We start from the raw sequence: 23,361 nt of genomic DNA on the forward strand, positions 1-23,361 counted from the left end.
CAAGGGTGCGGCGGACGGGGCGCGTGCCCGGCGCACGGTAGCTCGGTTGGATCATTCGGCGGCACGGCGTCTGCGGGCGCGCGCGGGCGCTTTCTTGGAATACCGGGGACCAAATTCATTGATATCCGCGCAAGCGGGACACGGGGTGACTGAACAGGTTCACAGGTGATCACTTGGCATATGTCCAGGGCGAGATGTGTCGCCTCGTCGGATTGAGGGCGTACGGGCAATGGGGCGAATGGAGGCATGGCGGGCCGTGCATCCTCTAATGTGATTGGCATGAACGGGTGAAGTCGGGGTGACCCCGACCCGGTCGCCAAGGTCAATCGAAAAAGTGTGCGATATCTCGCCGCTCTTCGTACGCCGACGCGTCGGGGGAATGGTCGGGGGCCGGCGGAATCGCGGCGGGAAACGATCCGGCGTGATGTGCTCGGGAATGACCGATGAACATGTCGCAGAAAGAGCGAGAACAAGTGGGGGACGGCCGTGACCAATCCTTTCGATGACGAGTCGGGACGGTTCGTGGCGCTGGTCAACGACGAGGGTCAGTACTCGCTTTGGCCCGCACACATCGAGATCCCGGGCGGCTGGCGCGCCGTCGGCCCGGAGGGGTCGCGTCAGGAGTGTCTGGACGCGATCGAGGCCGCCTGGACCGACATGCGGCCCGCCGGCCTGGTGCGGGCCATGGAGGCTGCGGCCGAGTAGGCCGGCCGCCGGTACACGGAAGCGCTCCGCCCGCCTCGGGATGGATGGCGCTTCGGTGTGTGATCCGGTGCGCACCTTGATCGCTTCTGCTCCTTCTTGTGTCCTTAACGGGTCTGGTGGGAGCGGAACCGATCGGGGTGTGACCGGTCTTTGATCCGTGTTCGGCGGACAGGATTCCCGTGCCGCCGCGTGGTTTTTTCGAGCCGCACAGAAGGCGCCGGTAATTCGTCCCGCGACCCTTCGGAGGAGGGGGCGGGCTTTGCGTCGGGTGAACGCACCCGGCGTGATACCCCGGTGGATCCCGCCATGGGTGCGGCGGCTTCTCTCCGCTTCCGCGGACCTCTTGCCCGACGATGTGCGCACCGGTGCGGTGGGCTTTCTCTTGTCCCTCTCCGCCCTCTCCGTCGTCCCCGAAATCTCTCCCCAAAGGTGTCGACCGGTATGACTGAAAACGACTCGATCCCGCCTCGTTCGATTCCCGAAGAGTTCTTCGAACTGACTGCGGCTCAACAGGGCGTGTGGTACGGCCAACTGGTCGAACCGGAGAGCCCCAAGTTCAACATCGCCGAATGCTTCGAGATCCGCGGCGATCTCGACACGGAGGTGTTCGCCGCCGCCGTCGCCCGCGCGGTCGCCCTCTGCGACAGCCTCAACGTCGAGTTCGTCCTCAGGGACGGAGCCGTGCGCCAACGGGTCATGCCGGTGCCCCGGTCCCACACCGACCGGCTCCGCCTGGTCGACCTCTCCGGTACCGACGACCCCGCGGCCGCGGCCGAGCGCTACCTCGCCGAGGACATGGCCACCGTCGACCGCATCGACACTCCGCGTCACAGCCTGGCACTGCTGCGTCTCGGCCCCCGATGGCACTACTGGTACATCCGGTTCCACCACATCGTCGTGGACGGCCTCGGCGGCGCCGTCTTCGCCCGCACCGTGGCCGACCTCTACGCTCGCGTCCAGCGGGGCGAGGACATCGCCGGAGCCGAGCTGCCGCCCGCTCCGCTCGCCGACCTCCTCGCGGACGAGACCGCCTACCTCGCATCCGACCGGTACGAGGCCGACCGGGCCTACTGGACCGCCAAGTTCGCCGACCGCGCTCCGGACGCCGCCGGTTCTGACGGCTCTGTCCCCGGGACCGGCGCCCGGGGCGGCACGCCGCTCATCCGTCGCCGTACCGACACCCCGGCCCCGGGCGGTCCGGCCGGCGCGGACGGTGTGCACCTGCACACCGGTGAGACGCTGCCCGTCGCCGTCCTCGAGGAGCTGCGCCGGCTCGCCGCCGCCAACCGCACCAGCTGGACCGCCGTCATGGTGAGCGCGGTCGCCGCCTACGTGGGCCGGGCCACCGGCACCCGGGACGTCGTCGTGGGCCTCGCTTCCAACGGCCGCCACGGCGGACTGCGGCACATCGTCGGCATGACCGCCAACATCCTGCCGCTGCGGCTGAGCATCACCGCCGACATGACGGTCGGCGAACTCGTCCGGGCCGTCGCCCTGGAGATGCGCGGGGCCCTGCGCCACCGGCGCTTCTCCCGTGAACAACTCGCCCGCGAACTCAGGATGGCCGACGACGCGGCACGTCTGACGGACGTCGTCGTCAACATCATGGGTTACGAGTACGACCTCGAATTCGCCGGCAGCCCCGCCACCTCCCGCGTTCTGTCCATCGGACCGGTCGACGACGTCTCCCTCTTCGTCTCCGAACGCTCCGAAGGGACCGGGCCGTTGATCGGATTCGACGCCAACCCGGAGCTGTACCGCCCCGAGGACGTGCGGCTGAGCCAGCGCGCCGTCGTCTCCTTCCTGAGGGCCCTCGCCGGCGCGGACACCGAAACCCCGCTGCGCGAACTGCCGTTGACCGACGAGACAGCCGCCCGCGAACTCCTCGCGCACGGCCGCGGCGCCGATCTGCGAGTCCCGGAACCGGCCGTGGGCCTGGCGGAGGCGTTCGGCGCGCAGGCGCGCCGCACCCCCGACGCCCCGGCGGTGGTGGACGGCGACACCACCCTCTCGTACCGGCAGCTGGCCCGCGGCGCGGCGGAGCTCTCCGGAGCGCTGGCGGGCTGGGGGCTCTCCGCGGAGGACGGCGTCGGCGTCCTCGTGGACCGCTCCGCCGCGACGGTGGCCGCCACCCTCGGCGTGGTCGGCGCGGGCGCCGCATACGTACCGATGGACGCGGAGTGGCCCCAGGAGCGCCTCGGTCGCGTCGCGGGCGTCGCCGGGGTCCGTGCCCTGGTGGTCGACGAGGCCGCCGCCGGGCGGAACTGGGTCAAGGTGACCGCGGCCGTCCTGCCGGTGATCGTCGTCGACGCCCTCGGCGGGGTGCTGCGCGGCGCTCCACCGGTACCGGGACGCCTCCCGGAGGCGACGCACCCCGACCGGCTCGCCTACGTGATGTTCACCTCCGGCTCCACGGGCCTGCCCAAGGGGGTCGGCGTCACCCATGCGGACGTGCTCGCGCTCGCCGCGGACACCGCCTGGACCGGCGGGGCGTGCGAGGCGGTGCTGCTGCACTCGGCGTACGTCTTCGACGCCTCCACCTTCGAGACTTGGGTTCCGCTCCTGCACGGCGGCCGGGTGGTCGTCGCGCCTCCGGGTGGCCTGGAGGCGCCGGTCCTCGCCGGTCTGGTAGACCGCTACGGCGTGACCGCGCTCTTCCTCACCACGGCCCTGTTCAACGTCGTGGCCGAGGCCGACCCGGCGGCCTTCGCCGGGCTGCGCGTGGTCGCCGCGGGCGGCGAGGCCGCCACCCCGGACCTGATGCAGCGGGTGGCCGCCGCCGCGCCCCGCACCCAGGTCCTGCACGTCTACGGGCCCACCGAGACCACCACCTTCGCCGCCCGCCACCGGGTCGCCGCCGGCGCGGGCGGACTGCCGCCCATCGGCCGCCCGCTCGACGGGATGCGGCTCCACGTCCTCGACGCCGGGCTCGCCCTGGTGCCGCCCGGCGTGGTGGGAGAGCTGTACGTGGCCGGCCGCGGCGTCGCGCGCGGCTACCAGGAGCGCCCCGCGCTGACCGCCGGGCGGTTCGTCGCCGACCCGCACGGTCCGCACGGGGCCCGCATGTACCGCACCGGGGACCTCGTCCGCTGGACCGCGCGCGGCGAGATCGAGTACGTCGGACGCGTGGACGGGCAGGTCAAGCTGCGCGGGTACCGCATCGAACCCGCCGAGATCGAGTCCACCCTGCTCGCCGACCCGGGCGTACGGGCCGCGAGCGTCCTGGTCCGCGAGGACATACCCGGCGACCGCCGGCTCGTCGCGTACGTGGTGCCGGTCGCCGGCACGGACCTGGACCACACCGCGCTCGCCCGCCGGGTGGGCCGTGCCCTGCCCAGCTACATGGTGCCCTCGGTGTTCGTGACGCTCGACGCGCTCGTGCTGAACCCCAACGGCAAGGTGGACCGCCGCGCCCTGCCCGCACCCCCCGCCGCGACCTCCACGGGCCGCGCCCCGCGCACCGCGTACGAGGAGCTGCTGGCCGGTCTGTTCGCCGACGTGCTGGGCGTCGCCGCCGTCGGCGCCGACGACAACTTCTTCTCCCTGGGCGGCCATTCGCTGCTCGCCACCCGTCTCACCGGCCGGGTGCGCGCGGCTCTGGGCACCGAACTCAGCCTGCGTGTCCTCTTCGACCACCCCACGGTCGCCTCGCTGGCCGCGGTCCTCGACACCGCCGGCGCCGCCCGGCCCGCCCTCACGCCGCAGCCGCGCCCCGAAGTGGTGCCGCTCTCCTTCGCGCAGCGGCGGCTGTGGTTCCTCAACAAGGCGGAGGGCCCCGGCGACACGTACACCATTCCGCTCGTCCTGGAACTCGACGGCCCGCTCGACACGAAGGCCCTGCGGGGCGCCCTGGCCGACGTGCTCGCCCGGCACGAGAGCCTGCGCACCGTCTTCGCCGAGCTCGACGGCGTGCCCCGTCAGCACGTCCTCGACGCGGCCGTCGCGGCGGAAATGGTCCCGCTGACCGTCCTGCGGCCCCCGGGCGGGGAACCCGGTGCCGGAGAAACCGGAGAAACCGGAGAAACCGGAGTGGGGGGAGACGCTGGTGCGGAGGGAGTGGTCGGAGCCTGGGCGGAGGAAACGATCCGCCGTCTGACGGCCGAGCCCTTCGATCTCACCGGCGACCTCTCCGTCCGGGTGAGCCTGCTCCAGGAAGCCCCGGCCCGCCATCTCCTGGTTCTCGTCCTCCACCACGTCGTCGCCGACGGCTGGTCCCTCGCCCCCCTCGTCCGCGACCTCGGCGCCGCCTACCGCGCCAGGACGGAGGGCACCGGCACCCCCGACTGGCCCGCGCTGCCGGTGCAGTACGCCGACTACACCCTCTGGCAGCACCGGCTGCTCGGCGACGAGACCGACCCGGAGAGCCTGGCCGCGATCCAGCTCGCCCACTGGCGAGAAGCCCTGCGCGGCGCCCCCGACCTCCTCGACCTGCCCCTGGACCGGCCGCGGCCCACCGTGGCCAGCCACCGGGGCGACGCGGTCCCCTTCGCCCTGCCCGCCCCCGAACACGCCGCACTCGTCCGGCTCGCCCGCGCGGCGGGCTGCACCCCCTTCATGGTGCTCCAGGCAGCGCTGGCGGTGACGCTGCACGGCCACGGCGCCGGCACGGACATCCCCCTGGGCACCGCCGCGGCGGGCCGCTCCGACGAAGCTCTCGGCGACCTGGTCGGGTTCTTCGTCAACACCGTCGTGCTGCGCACCGACCTCTCCGGCGACCCGACGTTCCGTCAGCTGCTGGCGCGCGTACGCGATTTCGACGTCGCGGCCTTCGGCCACGGAGACCTCCCCTTCGAGCGGATCGTGGAGGCCGTCAACCCCGAGCGGTCCGGCGGTCACCACCCGCTCTTCCAGACCATGCTGGTCCTCCAGAACCAGGAGCGGACCGACCTGGACCTGCCCGGGATCACCACCCGGGACCGGTCCGGGCACACCGGGATCAGCAAGTTCGACCTGACCTTCTCGCTGAGCGAACTCGTCGTCGCCGATCTTGAGTTCGCCGGCATCGAGGGGTATCTGGAGTACGCCACCGACCTCTTCGACGCCGCCACCGCCCGCGGTCTGAGCGCAAGGTTCGCCCGTGTCCTCGCCCTCGCCGTCGCCGACCCCGACCGGCCCGTCGGCGGCTTCGACCCGATCGGGCCGGGCGAGCGGGACCGGATGCTCACCCAAGGGCGGGGCAGGACAAGGTCGTTGCCCGCCGCCACCGCACCGGAGGCGGTCCGTGAGCAGGCCGCGCGCACCCCCCACGCCGTCGCGGTCCGCGACGAGAGCACCAGCCTCACCTACGCGGAACTCGACGCCCGCGCCGACGCCCTCGCCCACGCCCTGCGCCGGCGGGGCGCGGGCCGCGAGGACCGGGTGGCCGTCGCCGCGCCCCCGTCCGTCCACACCGTCGTCGCCGTGCTGGCCGTGCTGCGGGCCGGCGCCGCCTACGTACCCGTCGACCCCGAGTACCCGGCGGCCCGCATCCGGCACATGCTCGACGACGCCCGGCCGGTCCTGCTGCTCACGACGGCCGCCACCCACCCGTCGCTGCCCGCGACCGGACTGCCCTGGCTCGCCCTCGACACCCCGGTGGACCCGCCCGCGCCGGACGTCCCGCGCGTCCGCCACGTACCCCACCCGCACGACCCGGCGTACGTCATCTACACCTCCGGCTCCACCGGCCGCCCCAAGGGCGTGGTCGTGCCCCACGTCGCACTGGCCAACCACATGGCGTGGATGGCGGACCACCTGGACCTCACCGGCGAGGACCGGGTGCTCGCCCGCACCTCCACCAGCTTCGACGCCTCCGTGTGGGAGCTGTGGCTCCCGCTGATGAACGGTGGCGAGGTCTGCGTGCTGCCGCCGCGGGCCAACCAGGAACCCGCCGAACTGCTCGCCTGGATGGGCCGGTTCGGCATCACGGTCGCCCAGTTCGTGCCCTCGCACCTGACCCACGTCCTCGCCGAGGCCGCCCATGCCGCGCCACTGCCCCGGCTGCGCGCCGTCCTGTGCGGAGGCGAACCCCTGCCGCGCGCCCTCGCCGACCAGATCGCCGGCCACTGGGGCGCCCACGCGCACAACCTGTACGGGCCCACCGAGGCGACCATCGACGCGACCGCGCACCGCGAGGACGGCCCCCGGACCGCCTCCCCGGCCGAGACCGTCCCGATCGGCCGACCGGTGGACACCATGCGCGCGTACGTCCTGGACGGCCGGCTGCGCCCCGTACCGCCCGGTGTCACCGGGGAGCTGTACCTCAGCGGCCCCAACCTCGCCCGGGGGTATCTGCACCGGCCCGCACTGACCGCGGAACGCTTCGTCGCCGACCCCTTCACCACCGACGGCACCCGCATGTACCGGACGGGTGACCTGGTGAGGTGGAACGGCCACGGGCTGCTCGACTACCTGGCCCGCGCCGACGACCAGGTCAAACTCCGCGGCTTCCGGATCGAGTTGGGCGAGGTGGAGGCCGCTCTCCTGGCGAACCCCGCCATCAGGGGCGCCTGTGCGGTGATCCGCGAGGACGCGCCCGGCCGGCGCCGCCTCGTCGCCTACGCCGTGACCGACGACCCCGCCGCGCGCCCCGTCGCCCTGCGGGACGGCCTCGCCGAGGCTCTCCCGCACCACATGGTGCCCTCCGCCGTCGTCGTACTGGACGCCCTGCCCCTCCTGCCCAACGGCAAGGTGGACCGGCGCGCCCTGCCCGAACCCGATCCGCGCGCCGACGGCCCGGCCGGACCCGGGCGGCTCACCCTGCGGGAGGAACTGCTCGCCGGGATCTTCGCCGACGTCCTCCAGGTGGCCGAAGTCGGCCCGCACAGCGGCTTCTTCGACCTCGGCGGGCACTCGCTCCTCGCCATGCGCGTGGTGAGCCGCGTCCGCGCCGTACTGGGCGCCGAGATCGCCGTACGCACCCTCTTCGAGCACCCGACCGTCGCCGGCCTGGCCCGCGCCCTCGACCCGGCTGCCCGGACCCGCCCTCCCGTGGCCCCGGCCGAGCGGCGGCCCGATCCGCTGCCGCTCTCCTTCGCCCAGCGGCGGCTCTGGTTCCTCAACCGGCTCGAAGGACCCAGCTCCACCTACAACATCCCGCTGGTGCTCGAACTCGACGGCGCACTGGACACGGACGCGTTGCGCGCGGCGCTGCGCGACGTGTCGGAGCGGCACGAGTCCCTGCGCACCCTCTTCCCGGAACGGGACGGCACACCGCACCAGTCGGTCGTCGGCGCGGACATCGCCGCTCCCGCACTGCCGGTCGTGGACGTGGCCCGCGCCGATCTGGACGAGGCCGTCTTCGACGCCGTGCGCGAGCCGTTCGACGTCACCGCCGACCTGCCGCTGCGCGCCCTGCTGCTGCGCGCCGCCCCCGGTCGCCATGTCCTGGTGCTTGTCCTGCACCACATCGCGGGCGACGGCTGGTCCCTCGCCCCGCTCGCCCGTCATCTGGGCGAGGCCTACCGGGACCGGCTGGCCGGCCGGGAACCCGCGCCGACGGCCGCCGGCGTGCTCCAGTACGCCGACTACACCCTCTGGCAGCACGCCACCCTGGGCGAGGACACCGCACCGCAGAGCGTGCTGGGCCGGCAACTGGCCCACTGGCACACCGCGCTCGCGGGACTGCCCGGCCTGATCGACCTGCCGCTGGACCGGCCGCGCCCGGTCACCGCCGACCCGAGGGGAGACGTCCACGAGTTCGACGTACCCCCCGCGCTCCACGCCCGGCTCCTGGTCCTGGCGAGGGAGTCGGGGAGCAGCCTCTTCATGGTGCTCCAGGCGGCGGTGGCCACCCTGTTGCACCGGCACGGCGCGGGCGACGACATCCCGCTCGGCACCCCTGTCGCCGGGCGCACCGACGAGGCGCTGGAGGACCTGGTCGGCTTCTTCGTCAACACCCTGGTCCTGCGCGCCGACCTGTCCGGCAATCCGACCTTCCGGGAACTCCTGGTGCGCGTCAGGGAGTTCGACCTCGCCGCCTACAGCAACCAGGACGTGCCGTTCGAGCGGCTGGTGGAGAGCCTCAACCCCGTCCGGGCAGGCGACCACCACCCGCTCTTCCAGACCATGCTGGTGCTGCAGAACCAGGAGACCGTCCGCCCCGAATTCCCCGGTCTCACCGTGGCGGACCGGCTCGTCCACAACGGTCTGAGCAAGTTCGATCTCACCTTCGCCTTCACCGAGGAGCCCGAACACGGCGGCCTCACGTCCGGGATCGAATACGCCACCGCACTCTTCGACCGCGACACCGTCGAAACCCTCGCCGCCCGGCTGCTCCGCCTCCTGGAACAGGTGGCCTCGGACCCCGGCCGGCCGCTCGCCGGCTACGACCTGCTGACGGCCGGCGAACACGCCCGGGTCACCCGCTGGGGCACCGGCCGCCCGATCGGCGAGGCCGCCCCGGACACCACCCTGCCCGCCCTCTTCGCCGCCCAGGCGCTCCGCACCCCGGACGCCGTCGCGGTCACCGACGACACCACCACCCTCAGCTACGCCGATCTCGACGCGCTCTCCGCCGACCTCGCCGGCGCACTGGCCGGACTCGGTGCCGGCCCCGAATCCGGTGTCGGCGTGCTGCTCGCGCGCTCGCCCGCCGTCGTGACGGCCTCCCTCGGCGCGGTCCGCGCGGCCGGTGCCTACGCGCCCATGGACGCGCGCTGGCCCGAGGAGCGGCTCGCCCAGGTCGCACAAGTCGCGTCGGTGCGGGTCCTCGTCGTCGACGAGGCGTCCCTCGCCTCCCCCTGGGTGGCGGCGACCGCAGGCCGGCTTCCGGTCCTGGTGGTGGACCGGCTCGGCCGCGTTCTGCGCGGTGCCCCCGAGCGGCCGGGCCACCCGGTCGCCGTACCGGGGCCGGACGCCCTCGCGTACACCATGTTCACCTCCGGCTCCACCGGTCTGCCCAAGGGCGTCGGTGTCACCCACGCCGACGTGGCCGCGCTGGCCGACGACTCCGCCTGGCGCGAGGGCGCGACCGACGCGGTGCTGATGCACTCGGCGTACGTCTTCGACGCCTCCACCTTCGAGATCTGGGCCCCGCTCCTGCGCGGCGGCACGATCGTCGTCGCGCCGGAGGGCGTCCTGGAGGCCCGCGTCCTCGGCGACGCCGTCCGCCGGCACGGCGTGAGCGCCGTCTTCCTGACGACCGCGCTCTTCAACGTGATCGCCGAGACCGACCCGGGGGCCTTCAGTGGCCTGCGCCTGGTGTGCGCCGGTGGCGAACTCGCCTCCCCGGACGCCATGCAGCGGATCGCCGCCGCCACGCCCGGCCTGCGCGTCCTCCATGTGTACGGGCCGACCGAGACCACCACCTTCGCAACCCGGTTCGACGTGGCCGCCGGGCTCCCGGCAGGGCCGCCGCCCGTCGGCCGCCCGCTCGACGGCATGCGGCTGTACGTGCTCGACGGCTCCCTCGGCCCGGTCGCGCCGGGCGTGGTGGGCGAGCTGTACCTCGCGGGGCGCGGGGTGTCCCGGGGCTACACCGGCCTGCCCGCGCCGACCGCCGGCCGCTACGTCGCCGATCCGTACGGCCCGGCGGGCGCACGGATGTACCGCACCGGTGACCTCGTCCGCTGGACGCCGGACGGGCACATCGCCTACGTGGCCCGTGCGGACGGCCAGGTGAAGCTGCGCGGCTACCGCATCGAACTCGGCGAGATCGAATCCGTCCTGGCCCGCTGCGAGGGGGTCGCCGACTCCTTCGCCGTCGTCCGCGAGGACACCCCGGGCGACCGGCGCCTCGTCGCCTACGTGGTGCCCGTGGCCGGTACGCGCCCGACGCCCGCCGACCTCGCCCGGTCGCTCGGCCGCTCCCTGCCCGCGTACATGGTGCCCTCCGCCTTCGTGCCGCTCGACGCGCTGCCGCTGACCGTCAACGGCAAGGTGGACCGGCGTGCTCTGCCCGCACCCGCGCCCGTCGACCGGGACCGCAAGGGGGCGGGCCGCACGGCCCGAGCGGTCCTCACCGTCCGGACCGCCCGGGAGGAGATCCTCCGCGGGCTCTTCGCCGACGTCCTCGGACTCGACGGGACGCACGTCGGCGGTGACAGCGACTTCTTCGCCCTCGGCGGACACTCCCTGCTCGCCACCCGCCTCGCCGCCCGCATCCGCACCGTGCTCGGCGTGGAGGTCCCGGTCAAGGCGCTCTTCGAGCACTCCACCCCGGCCGCCCTCGCCGCCGTGCTGGACGGCGCCGAGGAGGCCAGAAGACCCCTGGAGAGAACCGGAGAACGCCCCGATCCCCTGCCGCTCTCCTTCGCGCAGCAGCGCCTCTGGTTCCTCGGCCGGATGGAGGGGCCCAGCGCCACCTACAATGTGCCGCTGGTGCTCCGCCTGGACGGCCCGCTCGACGCGCGGGTCCTGGAGCAGGCCCTCGCGGACGTGGTCGGGCGCCACGAGAGCCTGCGCACCGTCTTCCCCGAAACCGACGGTGTCGCGCGGCAGTCGGTGCTCGACGCCGCCCGTGCCGACCTCGACCTGACGCCCCGCGACACCGACCTCGTGGACCTCGGCGACACACTCACGGCCGAGGTGGCGCACGCCTTCGACGTGAGCACCGAACTCCCGGTGCGCGCACGGCTGTTGAGGATCGCACCCGAAGCGCACGTCCTGGTGCTGGTCCTGCACCACATCGCCGGGGACGGCTGGTCGCTGGCCCCGCTCGCCCGCGACCTGGGCGAGGCGTACCGGGCGCGGGCCGCGGGCGAGGAGCCCGGCTGGACCCCGCTCGCCGTCCAGTACGCCGACTACACCCTCTGGCAGCGCGCACTGCTCGGTGAGGAGGACGACCCCTCCAGTCAGGCCGCCCGCCAGCTCGCCTTCTGGCGCGCCGCACTCACCGGCGCCCCCGACCTGCTCGAACTGCCCGTCGACCGGCCGCGACCCGCCGTGCCGGCCCACTGCGGCGACGCGCATTCCTTCACCGTCGGTGCTGACACCCACCGGGCGCTCGCCGACGTGGCCCGGGCCCGGAGCAGCAGCCTCTTCATGGTCCTCCAGGCCGCTCTGGCGGTCCTCCTCTCCCGCCACGGAGCCGGTGAGGACATCCCGTTGGGCACCGCGGTCGCCGGCCGCACCGACGAGGCGCTCGACGACCTGGTCGGCTTCTTCGTCAACACCCTGGTGCTGCGCACCGATCTGAGCGGCGACCCCACCTTCGGTGAAGTCGTCGACCGGGTGCGGGACTTCGACCTGGCGGCCTACGCCCACCAGGACCTGCCGTTCGAGCGGCTGGTGGACGCCCTCAGCCCCGTCCGCGCCCAGAACCACCACCCGCTGTTCCAGACCATGCTCGTCCTCCAGAACCAGACGGACGCCACGATCGGCCTGCCCGGACTGACGGTGACGGAACAGCCCGTCCACACCGGCATCAGCAAGTTCGACCTGACCTTCACCTTCACGGAGGAGCACGACGACTCGGGGCGGCCGGCCGGTCTCCGGGGCGTCCTGGAGTTCTCCACCGAACTCTTCGTGCCCGCCACCGCCCACGCCCTGGCCGCCCGGCTGACCGGCCTCCTCACCGCCCTCTCCGCCGATCCCGCCCGGCGCGTGAACGCCGTGGAGGTCCTCGGCCCGGACGAGCTACGGAGCCTGGACCGCGTCGCGCACGGCCCGACCCGCTCCGGGCCCGCCCGTACCGTGCCCGAGGCGTTCCGCGCGCAAGTCGCCCGCACCCCCGGGGCGCGGGCCGTACGCGACGGCGGCGACGGCCTCACCTTCGGTGAACTCGATCTGCTGTCCGACGACTTGGCACACCACCTGCGTGACCGGGGCATCGGCCGGGGCGACCTGGTCGCGCTGGCCCTGGAAGGCACCGCGGACCAGGTCCTCGCGATGCTCGCGGTCACGAAGGCCGGAGCGGCCTATCTGCCGGTCGACCTGGAGTACCCCGAGGCGCGTATCGCCCACATGCTCGAAGACGCCCGTCCGGCGCTGCTCCTCACCCACACCGGCCGCGCCGCACACCTCACCCTGCCCGCCCTGGCGATCGACGCCCGCGCCGCCTGGTCCACCGGGCGCGCCACGCCGCCCGTCCCGGCGCCCGACCCGAGCGACGCGGCATACGTCATCTACACCTCGGGCTCGACCGGCACCCCGAAGGGAGTGGTGGTCACCCACGCCTCGCTCACCAACCACATGGCGTGGATGGCGGACCACCTCGGCCTCACCGGCGACGACCGGGTCCTCGCCCGCACCTCGCCGAGCTTCGACGCCTCGGTCTGGGAGACCTGGCTGCCGCTGCTGCACGGCGGCTCGACCTGCCCCGTGCCGCCCGCCCTCAACCACGACCCCGCCGGGCTGCTGGCCAGGATGCGTGCCGAAGGCGTGACCGTGGCCCAGTTCGTGCCCTCGCACCTCGCGGTCGTCCTCACCGAGACGTCTCCCGGCCAGGCCCCCGAAACGCTGCGGGCCGTCCTGTGCGGCGGCGAACCCCTGCCCCGGGCACTGGCGGGACGCGTCGCACGGGACTGGCGGACCGAGGTGCACAACCTCTACGGGCCGACCGAGGCCACCATCGACGCCACCGCCCACCACCACCGTGCCGCCGAAGCCGGCGGACCGGCGGGGGAGGGGAGCGTGCCGCTCGGACACCCGGTCGACAACACCCGCGCCTACGTCCTCGACGCGGGTCTGCGGCCCGTGCCGCCCGGCGTCACCGGCGAACTGCACCTCGCGGGCGACGGGCTCGCCCGCGGCTATCTGGGCCGCCCCGGCCTGACCGCCGCACGGTTCGTCGCCGACCCGTACGGACCCGCCGGAAGCCGGATGTACCGCACCGGCGACCTCGTCCGGCGGCACGCCGACGGCCTGCTCACCCATGTCGGCCGCGCCGACGACCAGGTCAAGGTGAACGGATTCCGCATCGAGCCGGGTGAGATCGAGGCCGCGCTCGCCGCACTCGACGGCGTGGCCGCCGCCTGCGTCCTGGTCCGTGAGGACCGGCCCGGCGAGCGGCGCCTGGTCGCCTACACCGTCCCCGGCACACGCGACGGCGACCCGGCGCCGGCGGAGCGCGAACTGCGCACCCGCCTCGCCGGGACCCTGCCGCCGTACATGGTGCCCGCCGTCTTCGTGACCCTGGACGCGCTGCCGCTGCTGCCCAACGGCAAGACCGACCGGCGGGCCCTGCCCGCCCCGGACCGACCCGCCGCCGTGCGCTCCGGCGGACGGCCGCGCACCGAGAGGGAACGGGCCCTCTGCGAGGTGTTCGCCTCGGTCCTGCACGTGCCCTCCGTCCGTACCGACGACGACTTCTTCGCGCTCGGCGGCGACAGCATCCTCTCCATCCAGCTCGTCAGCCGGGTGCGCGAGGCCGGCCTCCGGGTCACCCCCCGCGACGTCTTCGTCCACCGCACGCCCGAGGCCATCGCCGCCGCGTCCACCGCGCTCGACCACGGCGACGCGTCCGGCCCGGCCGCCTTCGCGCCCGACGGGCGAGGGGCCGGCACCATGCCGGCGACCCCCATCGTCGCCTGGTTCCTGGAGCGCCCCGGAACCACGGACGGCTACAACCAGTCCGCAGTGCTGCGCACGCCGCTGGGAGCCGCCCCGGAAAGCCTGACCGCCGCCCTGCAACTCCTCATCGACCAGCACGACATGCTCCGGCTCCGCGTGACGGAGGCGGCCGGGGGCGAGCCCGTCCTCGAAGCGCTGCCCCGGGGCTCCGTCGCCGCCGGCGACCGGTTCACCCGGATCGACCTCGTGGGTCTCGGCTCCGAAGCGGTCCGGGCCGCCGTCACCGAGGCGGGCGAGGAGGCCCGCGGCCGGCTCAGCCCCTCGGACGGCAACGTCGTGGAGGCCGTCTGGTGCGACGCGGGGCCCCGGGCGCGCGGCCGGCTGCTCCTCGTCATCCACCACCTGGCCGTCGACGCCGTCTCCTGGCGCATCCTCGCCGACGATCTGGCCGCCGCCTGGCGGACCGTCACCGAAAGTCCCGGGCCGCACGCGGCCCTCCCCGCCACCACCTCCTACCGGCAGTGGGCACACCTCCTCGCCGCCCAGGCGCGCGACGCGGCACGCGAGGCGGAACTGCCGCTCTGGGAAGCGATGTTCACTACCCCTGACTCGCGACTGGGACACCGCCCGCTCGACCCCGGCCGGGACACCGCCGACCGGACCCGCACCCTCGTCACCCGACTGCCCGCCACCTGGACCCGGCCCCTCCTCACCACCGTTCCCACCGCTTTCCACGCCGGAGTGGACGACGTACTGCTCACCGGCCTCGCCCTCGCGGTGAGCGCCCGGCGCGCGGAAGGGACTCCGGGCGGGACGGACGGCCCCAGCGTCCTCGTCGACCTGGAGGGCCACGGCCGCGAGCAGATCGACGAGAGCCTCGACCTGTCCCGTACCGTCGGCTGGTTCACCAGCCTGTACCCGGTCAGGCTGGACCCCGGCCCGCTCGACCCCCGCGACCCCGGGCGCTTCGACGCCGCCCTGGCCCAACGCGCCCTCAAGCGCGTCAAGGAACAGCTGCGGACCGTCCCCGACCACGGAGTCGGCTACGGGATGCTGCGCCGGCTCAACGCGACGACCCGCCCCCGGCTGGCCACCGCCCCCGACCCCCAGATCGGCTTCAACTACCTGGGGAGGTACGGGGCTTCCAGGGACACGGGGGAGTCGGGCGGAGCCGACTGGGAGGTGCTGCTCGACGCCGGCGGTCCGCGGTCCCAGGACCCCGGCATGCCCGTCCACCACGTGCTCGACATCAACGCGCACACCGAGGACGGACCTGAGGGACCGACCCTGGTGACCCGATGGACCTGGCCCGTCGAACTCCTCCCGGACAAGGACGTGGAAGCCCTGGCCGAGGCCTTCGCCCGTGCCCTGCGCGTACTCGCCGAAGACGCCGGACGGCCCGACGCGGGCGGCTGGACGCCGTCCGACCTCCCCCTGGTCTCCCTGGACCAGGCCCAGATCGACCGACTGCAGAACAAGTGGGGTGGACGCAAGTGACCGGGTTCCAGCTGGAAGACGTACTGCCGCTGACGCCGTTGCAGGCAGGCATGCTCTTCCACGCGCTGTACGACTCCACCGCCGTGGACGTCTACACCGCGCAGTTCGTCTTCGACCTCGAAGGCACCCCCGACGTCTCCGTGTTGCGCGCCGCCGTCGGCGGCCTGCTGCGACGGCACGCCAACCTGCGGGTCGGCTTCCTCCACGAGGACCTGGACGAGCCCGTCCAGGCCGTCGCCGCCGAGGTGCCGGTACCCCTGGAGGAACTGGACCTGACCGGCCCGGACGGTCCCGCGGCCACGGAGGAGCGCCTCGCCGCGTTCCTCGCCGCCGACCGCACCCGGCGCTTCGACCTCGCCGTCCCGCCCCTGATGCGCTTCACGCTGATCCGCACCGCGCCGCGCACGCACCGGCTCGTCATGACCTGCCATCACATCCTGCTGGACGGATGGTCGATGCCGCTGCTGGTGAGGGAGTTGTTCGAGCTGTACGCGGCCGGGGGCGACGATTCCGCCCTGCCCCGGGTCGCCCCGTACCGCACCTATCTCGCGTGGCTGGCCCAGCAGGACCGCGCGGAGGCCCTGGACACCTGGCGCGCCGCGCTGGCCGGCATCGAGGCGCCCACACTGCTCGCCGGAGCCTGGCGCGGCGGCGCACCGTCCTCGGGAGAGCCCGCCCCGGGCGGGTCCGGGAACGGAGGCGAACTGCCCGAGACGCTCGTCCTCGACCTGGACGAGGCCACCACCGTCCGGCTGCGGGAGACGGCCCGGGCGCACCGGCTCACCCTCAACACCCTGGTGCAGGGCGCCTGGGGGCTCCTGCTCACCCGGCTCACCGGCCGCCCCGACATCGTGTTCGGCACCACCGTCTCCGGCCGGCCGCCGGAGATCCCCGGGGTGGAGTCGATGGTCGGACTGTTCATCAACACCGTGCCGGTACGGCTGCGGCCGGCGGCCGACGACACCCTGGCCACGCTCCTGACCCGCCTCCAGGACGAACAGGGGCGCCTCCTCGGAGCCCAGTTCGTGGGGCTGACCGAGATCCGCGGGACCACCGGCCTGGACGAACTCTTCGACACCCTCACGGTGTTCGAGAACTACCCCTTGGACGCGGAGGCGTTGCGCACCGCCCAGCAAGGGCTGTCCGGCATCGCCGTCACCGGCCTCCGCGGCACGGACGCCGCCCACTACCCGCTCACCCTCACCATCGCCCCCGGCGACACGCTGCGGATCACCTTCGGCCACCGGACAGCCGTCCTGGGCCGCGAGGAGGTGGCCCGCACGGCGGCGCGCATGCGCCGGCTGCTGACGGTGATGGCGCAAGGGCTCGACCTGCGTGCCGACGCCGTACCCGTTCTCCTGGACGGCGAACACGAGGCACTGGTGACCCGGGGGCGGGGCGCCGAACTCCCGCCCGGTGCGACGGCGACGGGCGTGCCGGAAGCCGTCGCGCGCATCGCCGCCCAGCAGCCGGACGCGATCGCCGTCACCGGCGCCGGTGAGGAGCTGACCTACGCCCGGCTCCTCCGGCTCTCGGACGGACTGGCCGGAGCGCTCACCGGGCTCGGAGCCCGGGCGGAGAGCGGTGTCGGCATCCTCCTGGGGCGCTCGACCGCCCTGGTCACCGCCTCGCTCGCGGCCCTGCGCGCGGGGGCCGCCTACGTGCCCCTCGACCCGCGCTGGCCCGCCGAACGCCTCGCCCGGGTCGCGGAGGTGTCCGCCCCGCGTGTCCTCGTCGTCGACGAGTCGACCCGCGCGCACCCCTGGGTCCGGCAACTCCCGCCCGGCACACCGGTGGTGACCGTCGACCCGGCCGGCCGGGTGCTGCACGGGGGACCTGCCGTACCCGGCGAACCGCCCTTCGACGGTGGCGGCCGCGGTACCCGCCTCGCCTACGTGATGTTCACCTCCGGTTCCACCGGGCTCCCCAAGGGCGTCGGCGTCACCCACGCCGACATCACCGCCCTCGCGGCGGACCGGACCTGGGGCGGCGGCGTCGCCGACGCCGTGCTCCTGCACTCCGCCTACGCCTTCGACGCCTCCACCTTCGAGATGTGGATCCCCCTCCTCAACGGGGGCCGCGTCGTCCTCGCCCCCGAGGGGACCCTCCAGCCCGCCGCGATCCGCGACCTCGTCGCACGCCACGGGGTGACGGCGGCGTTCCTGACGACCGCCCTGTTCAACGTCGTCGCCGAGACCGACCCCGGCGCGCTCGGCATGCTGCGGCTGGCCGCCGCCGGTGGCGAGTCCGCCGCCCCCGGCGTCCTCCAACGGCTCGCCGCCGCCCACCCCGGTACCACCGTCCTCAACGCCTACGGGCCGACCGAGGCCACCACCTTCGCCACCCTGTACCGCGTCCGTCCCGGCGACGAACCCGACGGGGTGCCCGCGATCGGCCGGCCGCTGGACGGCATGAGCGCCCACGTCCTGGACACGGCCATGCGCCCCGTACTCCCGGGTGCCGAAGGGGAGTTGTACCTCGCCGGCCCCGGCGTCGCGCGCGGCTACCTCGGACGCCCCGGACTCACCGCCACCCGCTTCGTCGCCGACCCCTTCGCCGGGGACGGAGCCCGCATGTACCGCACCGGCGACCTCGTGCGCCGCGACCCGGACGGCGCCCTCCACCACCTGGCACGGGCGGACCAGCAGATCAAACTGCGCGGGCACCGCATCGAGCCCGCCGAGATCGAAGCGGTGCTCCGCGCCGACCCGTCCGTACGCGCCGCCTGCGTCCTGGTCCGCGAGGGCCTGTCCGGCGACCGCGCCCTCACCGCCTACGTCGTCCCCGCGCCCGGCAGCACCCCGGACCCCGGCCTGCTGGCCGCGCACGTCGGCCGCCACCTGCCCGCGTACATGGTGCCTGCCGCCATCGCGCTGCTCGACGCGCTCCCGCTCACCCCCAACGGCAAGCTCGACCGGCAGTCCCTGCCCGTGCCCGCCCGGCCGACCGGACCGGCCGGAAGACCGCCGCGCGGCGCCCACGAGGAGATCCTCGCCGGGCTCTTCGCCGACGTGCTGGGTGTGGACCGCGTCGCCGCCGACGACGACTTCTTCTCCCTGGGCGGCCATTCCCTGCTCGCCACCCGTCTCGTCGGCCGCATCCGCTCCGCCCTGGACACCGAGGCGGACATCCGCACCCTCTTCGAGAACCCCACCGTCGCCACGCTCGCCACCGCTCTGGAACACGCCCGCCGCCCCGCCCGCCCCGCCCTCGTCCCGCAGGAACGCCCCGCCACCCTCCCGCTCTCCTACGCCCAGCAGCGCCTGTGGTTCCTGCACAAGCTCGAAGGCCCCTCCGCCACCTACAACATCCCCTTCGCCGTACGCCTCGACGGGCCGCTCGACACCGAAGCCCTTCACCGGGCGCTGCGCGACGTCGTCACCCGGCACGCCTCCCTGCGCACCGTCTTCCCGGAGCGTGACGGCGGGCCGTGCCAGCACATCACCGCACCCGAGGACGTGCGGCTCCCGCTCGTCGTCGAGGCCGCCGACGAGGAGAAACTCGCCGACCGGGTCCGCGCCGCCGCGACCGAGCCGATCGACGTCGAACACCGCCTCCCGGTCCGGGCGACCCTGCTGCGCCTCGCCGGCGAAGCGCACGTCCTGATCCTGGTGATCCACCACATCGCGGCCGACGGATCGTCCCTCGCCCCCTTCGCCCGCGACCTCGCCACCGCCTACCGGGCGCGCCTGAGCGGCGAGGCCCCCGCCTGGACGGAGCTCCGCGTGGACTACGCGGACCACGCCCTGTGGCAGCGCCGCCTGCTCGATGGGGGGCCCGGTGGTCCGGACAGCCTGCTGAACCGCCAACTGGACCACTGGCGCACCGCATTGGCCGGGCTCCCGGAGATCGTCGAGCTGCCCCGGGACCGCCCGCGCCCGCCCGTCTCCCTGCATACCGGCGCCACCCACGCCTTCGACTTGGGCCGCGCCACCGCCCGGCGGATCAACGACCTCGCCCGCGCCACCGGCAGCACCGTCTTCATGGTGCTCCAAGCCGCCCTGTCGCTCGTGCTCTCCCGCCACGGCGCCGGGGACGACATCCCGCTCGGCACGGCGGTCGCCGGCCGCACCGACGAGGCGGCCACCGACCTCGTCGGCTTCTTCGTCAACACCCTGGTGCTGCGCACCGATCTCTCCGGCGACCCGACGTTCCTCGAACTCCTCTCCCGCGTGAAGGAGTTCGACCTCCTGGCGCACGCGCACCAGGACGTGCCCTTCGAGCGGCTGGTCGAACTCCTCAACCCCGCCCGCTCGCAGAACCACCACCCCCTTTTCCAGACCATGCTCGTCCTCCAGAACCACACCCCCGCCGCCCCCGTCGAACTGCCCGGACTCGCCGTCACCGCCGTGCCCGTCGACACGGCCGTCAGCAAGTTCGACCTCTCCTTCACCTTCACCGAAACCCACGACGCCGACGGGGCGCCCGACGGCATGCGGGCCACCGTCGACTACGCCACCGAACTCTTCGACCCCACCACCGTGCGGGCCCTCGCCGAACGCCTCGCCTTGTTGCTCGACGCGGTCACCACCGACCCGTCCCGCCCCCTGCACACGTACGAGGTGCTCACCGCGACCGAGCGCACCCGCCTGGCGATCTGGGGCACCGGTCCCGCGGACGACCTGCCCGGCTCCACCGTCCCCTCCCTCTACGAGGAGTGGGTCCGGCGCACCCCGGACGCGCCCGCCGTGCGCGACGCCCGTACCACCCTCACGTACGCCGCCCTCGACGCCCGCGCCGACGCGCTCGCCCGCCGGCTCACCGCCCTCGGCGTCGGCCCCGAGGACCGGGTGGCGGTCGCCCTGCCCCGCACCCACGAGCTCCTCGTCTCTCTCCTCGGCGTCCTCAAGGCCGGGGCGGCGTACGTACCGCTCGACCCCGACTACCCCGCCGACCGGCTCTCCTACATGCTCGAAGACGCCCGCCCGCGCCTGCTCCTGACCACCCCCGCGATCCACCGCCGGCTCCCCGCGACACCGGTGCCCCCCCTGTACGCGACGGACCCCGGCGACCCGGGCGACGGCCCCGCCACGGCCCGGCACCCGCTGCCGGAGCACCCCGCTTACGTCATCTACACCTCCGGCTCCACCGGCCGGCCCAAGGGGGTCGTGGTCACCCACCGGGGCGCAGGCGCCATGGCCAGGTCCCAGCGGGAACGGCTGCGCGTCAGCCCGGACAGCCGGGTGCTGCACATGGCGTCCGTCAGCTTCGACGCCGCGTTCTGGGAACTCTGCATGGCGCTGCTCTCGGGGGCCTGCCTGGAGATCGACGAACGCGACGCCCTGCTGCCCGGCCCCACTCTCGCCGCCACCGTCCGCGAACGCGGGGCCACCCACCTCACCCTGCCGCCCGCCGCGCTCGCGGTGATGCCGCCCGGCTCGCTGCCCGTGGGGACCACCGTGGTCCTCGCCGGCGAGGCGTGCACCCCGGCCCTGGTACGGGAGTGGGCGGCCGGCCGCTTCCTCGTCAACGCCTACGGACCCACCGAGACCACCGTCTGCGCGACCATGAGCGCCGCCCAGCACCCGGACGGACCGCTCGCCCCCGACCGCACGGTGCCCATCGGCGTACCCGTCGACGGCACCCGGGTCCACGTCCTGGACGACCGGCTGGCCCCCGTGCCGGTGGGTGTCGTCGGTGAGCTCTACGTCTCCGGGGCGGGAGTCGCCCGCGGTTACCACGGCAGGCCCGGTCTCACCGCGAGCCGGTTCGTGGCCGATCCGGGCGACCGTACGGGAGGCCGGATGTACCGGACCGGCGACCTGGTCCGCTGGGCCGGTGGCGACGGAGCACAGGGTGAACTCGTCTACGTCTCCCGCGTGGACGACCAGGTCAAGCTGCGCGGCTTCCGCATCGAACTCGGCGAGATCGAGGCCGTGCTCACCGCCCTGCCCGGCGTGGCGGCGGCCTGCGCCGTCGTCCGTGAGGACCGCCCGGGCGACCGGCGCCTGGTCGCGTACACCGTGCCGGCGGACGGCCAGGCCGGACCCGGAGCGTCCGAGCTGCGCGCCCACCTCGCCGCCGCTCTCCCCGAGCACATGCTCCCCGCCGCCTACGTGACTCTCGACGTGCTGCCCCTCACCCCCAACGGCAAGACCGACAGGCGAGCCCTGCCCGAGCCCGACCGTTCCGCACCGACCGGCGGACGCGCCCCGCGCACCGACCGGGAGAAGGCCCTCTGCGAGGCGTTCGCCGAGACCCTCGGGGTGGACGGGGTCGGCGTCACCGACGACTTCTTCGCCCTCGGCGGCCACTCGCTCCTTGCCGTGAACCTCGCCCAGCGCATCGAAGAGCGCTGCGGCGAACGCCCCACCCTGCGCACCCTGTTCGCGGCGCCCACCGTCGAAGGGCTGGACCGCCTCCTGGCGGGCGGCGCGGGGGAGGGGGTCCCCACGCCGAGCGCAGCCGACGTGGACCTCACCGCGGAGGTCCGGCTGGCCCCGGACATCACCGGCACGGGCCGGAGCGCCCCGCCGCCCCAACCCGCCCGCCGCCCGGCCCGGCCGTCCGCCCGCCCACTGCTGACCGGCGCCACCGGGTTCCTGGGCGCCTTCCTCCTGCGCGACCTCATCGAGTCCACCGGCGGCCCCGTCGACTGCCTGGTACGCGCCGAGGACGGGGCCCGCGCAGCCCACCGGCTGCGCGCCAACCTGGAGCACTACGGCCTCTGGCACCCCCGGTACGCCGAACTGATCCACGCCGTCCCCGGCGACCTCGGCGCCCCGGGGCTCGGGCTGTCACCCGAGGACCGGACCGCCCTGGTACGCCGTCTCGGCCCTGTCCTGCACAACGGCGCACACGTCAACTTCGCCGCCCCGTACGGAGATCTGCGTGCCGCCAACGTCGCCGGCACCGAGGAACTACTGCGCCTGCTCGCCGATTCCGCATCGCCCGGGATGCACTACGTCTCGACCACCGGCGTCTACGCCCCCGCCTCCGGCCCCGTCACCCTCCTCACGGAGACGAGCCCGACGGGCCCGGCCGCCGCGCTGCCCGACGGCTACGCACAGAGCAAATGGGTCGCCGAAGGGCTCGTCGGCCTCGCCCGGGAGCGCGGACTTGCGGTGACCGTCCACCGCCCCGGCCGCATCAGCGGCGACACCACCACCGGCGCCTGCCAGGACCGGGACCTGCTCTGGCAGTTGATCAAGGGGTGCCTGCAGGCGGAGGCGGTACCGGACCTGCCGCACGGTTCGACCGACTGGGTGCCCGTGGACCACGTCAGCGCGGCGGTGGTGGCGCTTTCCCTTTCCGGCCGCTCCGGCGACGGGACGTACCACCACACCAACCCGGACGCGCCCGGCCTGGACCGCGTCTTCGAGGCCGCCGGCCGCCTCGGCCACGAGGTGCGCACCGTACCCGCCGACGAGTGGCGGGCCCGCGTCGCGGCCCGGCCCGACAACGCGGCACAACTGTTCCTCGGCGGCAGCGGCGGCGACGGCGAAGGGTCCGGCGGAGGGGCGACGGACCACCGCCGCTTCGACTCCGGCCGCACCACCGGGGCGGTGGCCGCCCTCGGCGTCCACCTGCCGCCGCTCACCGACGAGGTGCTGGACCGCTACCTGAGGTACTTCCGGGGCACCGGGTTCCTGCCGGCACCGCGGCAGGTGACGGCCGCCCCATGACGGAATCCGGGGACGGGGGGATGCCCCTCTCCGTCCCCGGAGCCGGCCGGACCGCGGCTGGTGTGGTCGCCTCCTGCCGGTGGCGGCGAAAAGCCGTCGCCCC

3 protein-coding genes are annotated in these 23,361 nt (G+C 74.3%); all 3 read left to right on the top strand.

From position 1 onward, the window contains the following. Positions 1-486 precede the first annotated feature (486 nt). On the top strand, positions 487-705 hold the full coding sequence (locus OHT52_RS29255; protein ID WP_328723180.1) for an MbtH family protein: 219 nt from the start codon (positions 487-489) through the stop codon (positions 703-705). A 441-nt stretch (positions 706-1,146) separates the two neighbouring features. Then, on the top strand, positions 1,147-15,633 hold the full coding sequence (locus tag OHT52_RS29260; RefSeq protein WP_328723181.1) for a non-ribosomal peptide synthetase: 14,487 nt from the start codon (positions 1,147-1,149) through the stop codon (positions 15,631-15,633). Then, positions 15,630-23,258: a non-ribosomal peptide synthetase gene (locus OHT52_RS29265; protein ID WP_328723182.1), complete on the top strand. Its 7,629-nt coding sequence runs from the start codon at positions 15,630-15,632 to the stop codon at positions 23,256-23,258. Before OHT52_RS29260 ends, OHT52_RS29265 begins: the two co-directional genes overlap by 4 nt. Positions 23,259-23,361 lie beyond the last annotated feature (103 nt).

The sequence above is a fragment of the Streptomyces sp. NBC_00247 genome (assembly GCF_036188265.1).
Classification (GTDB): Bacteria; Actinomycetota; Actinomycetes; order Streptomycetales; family Streptomycetaceae; genus Streptomyces.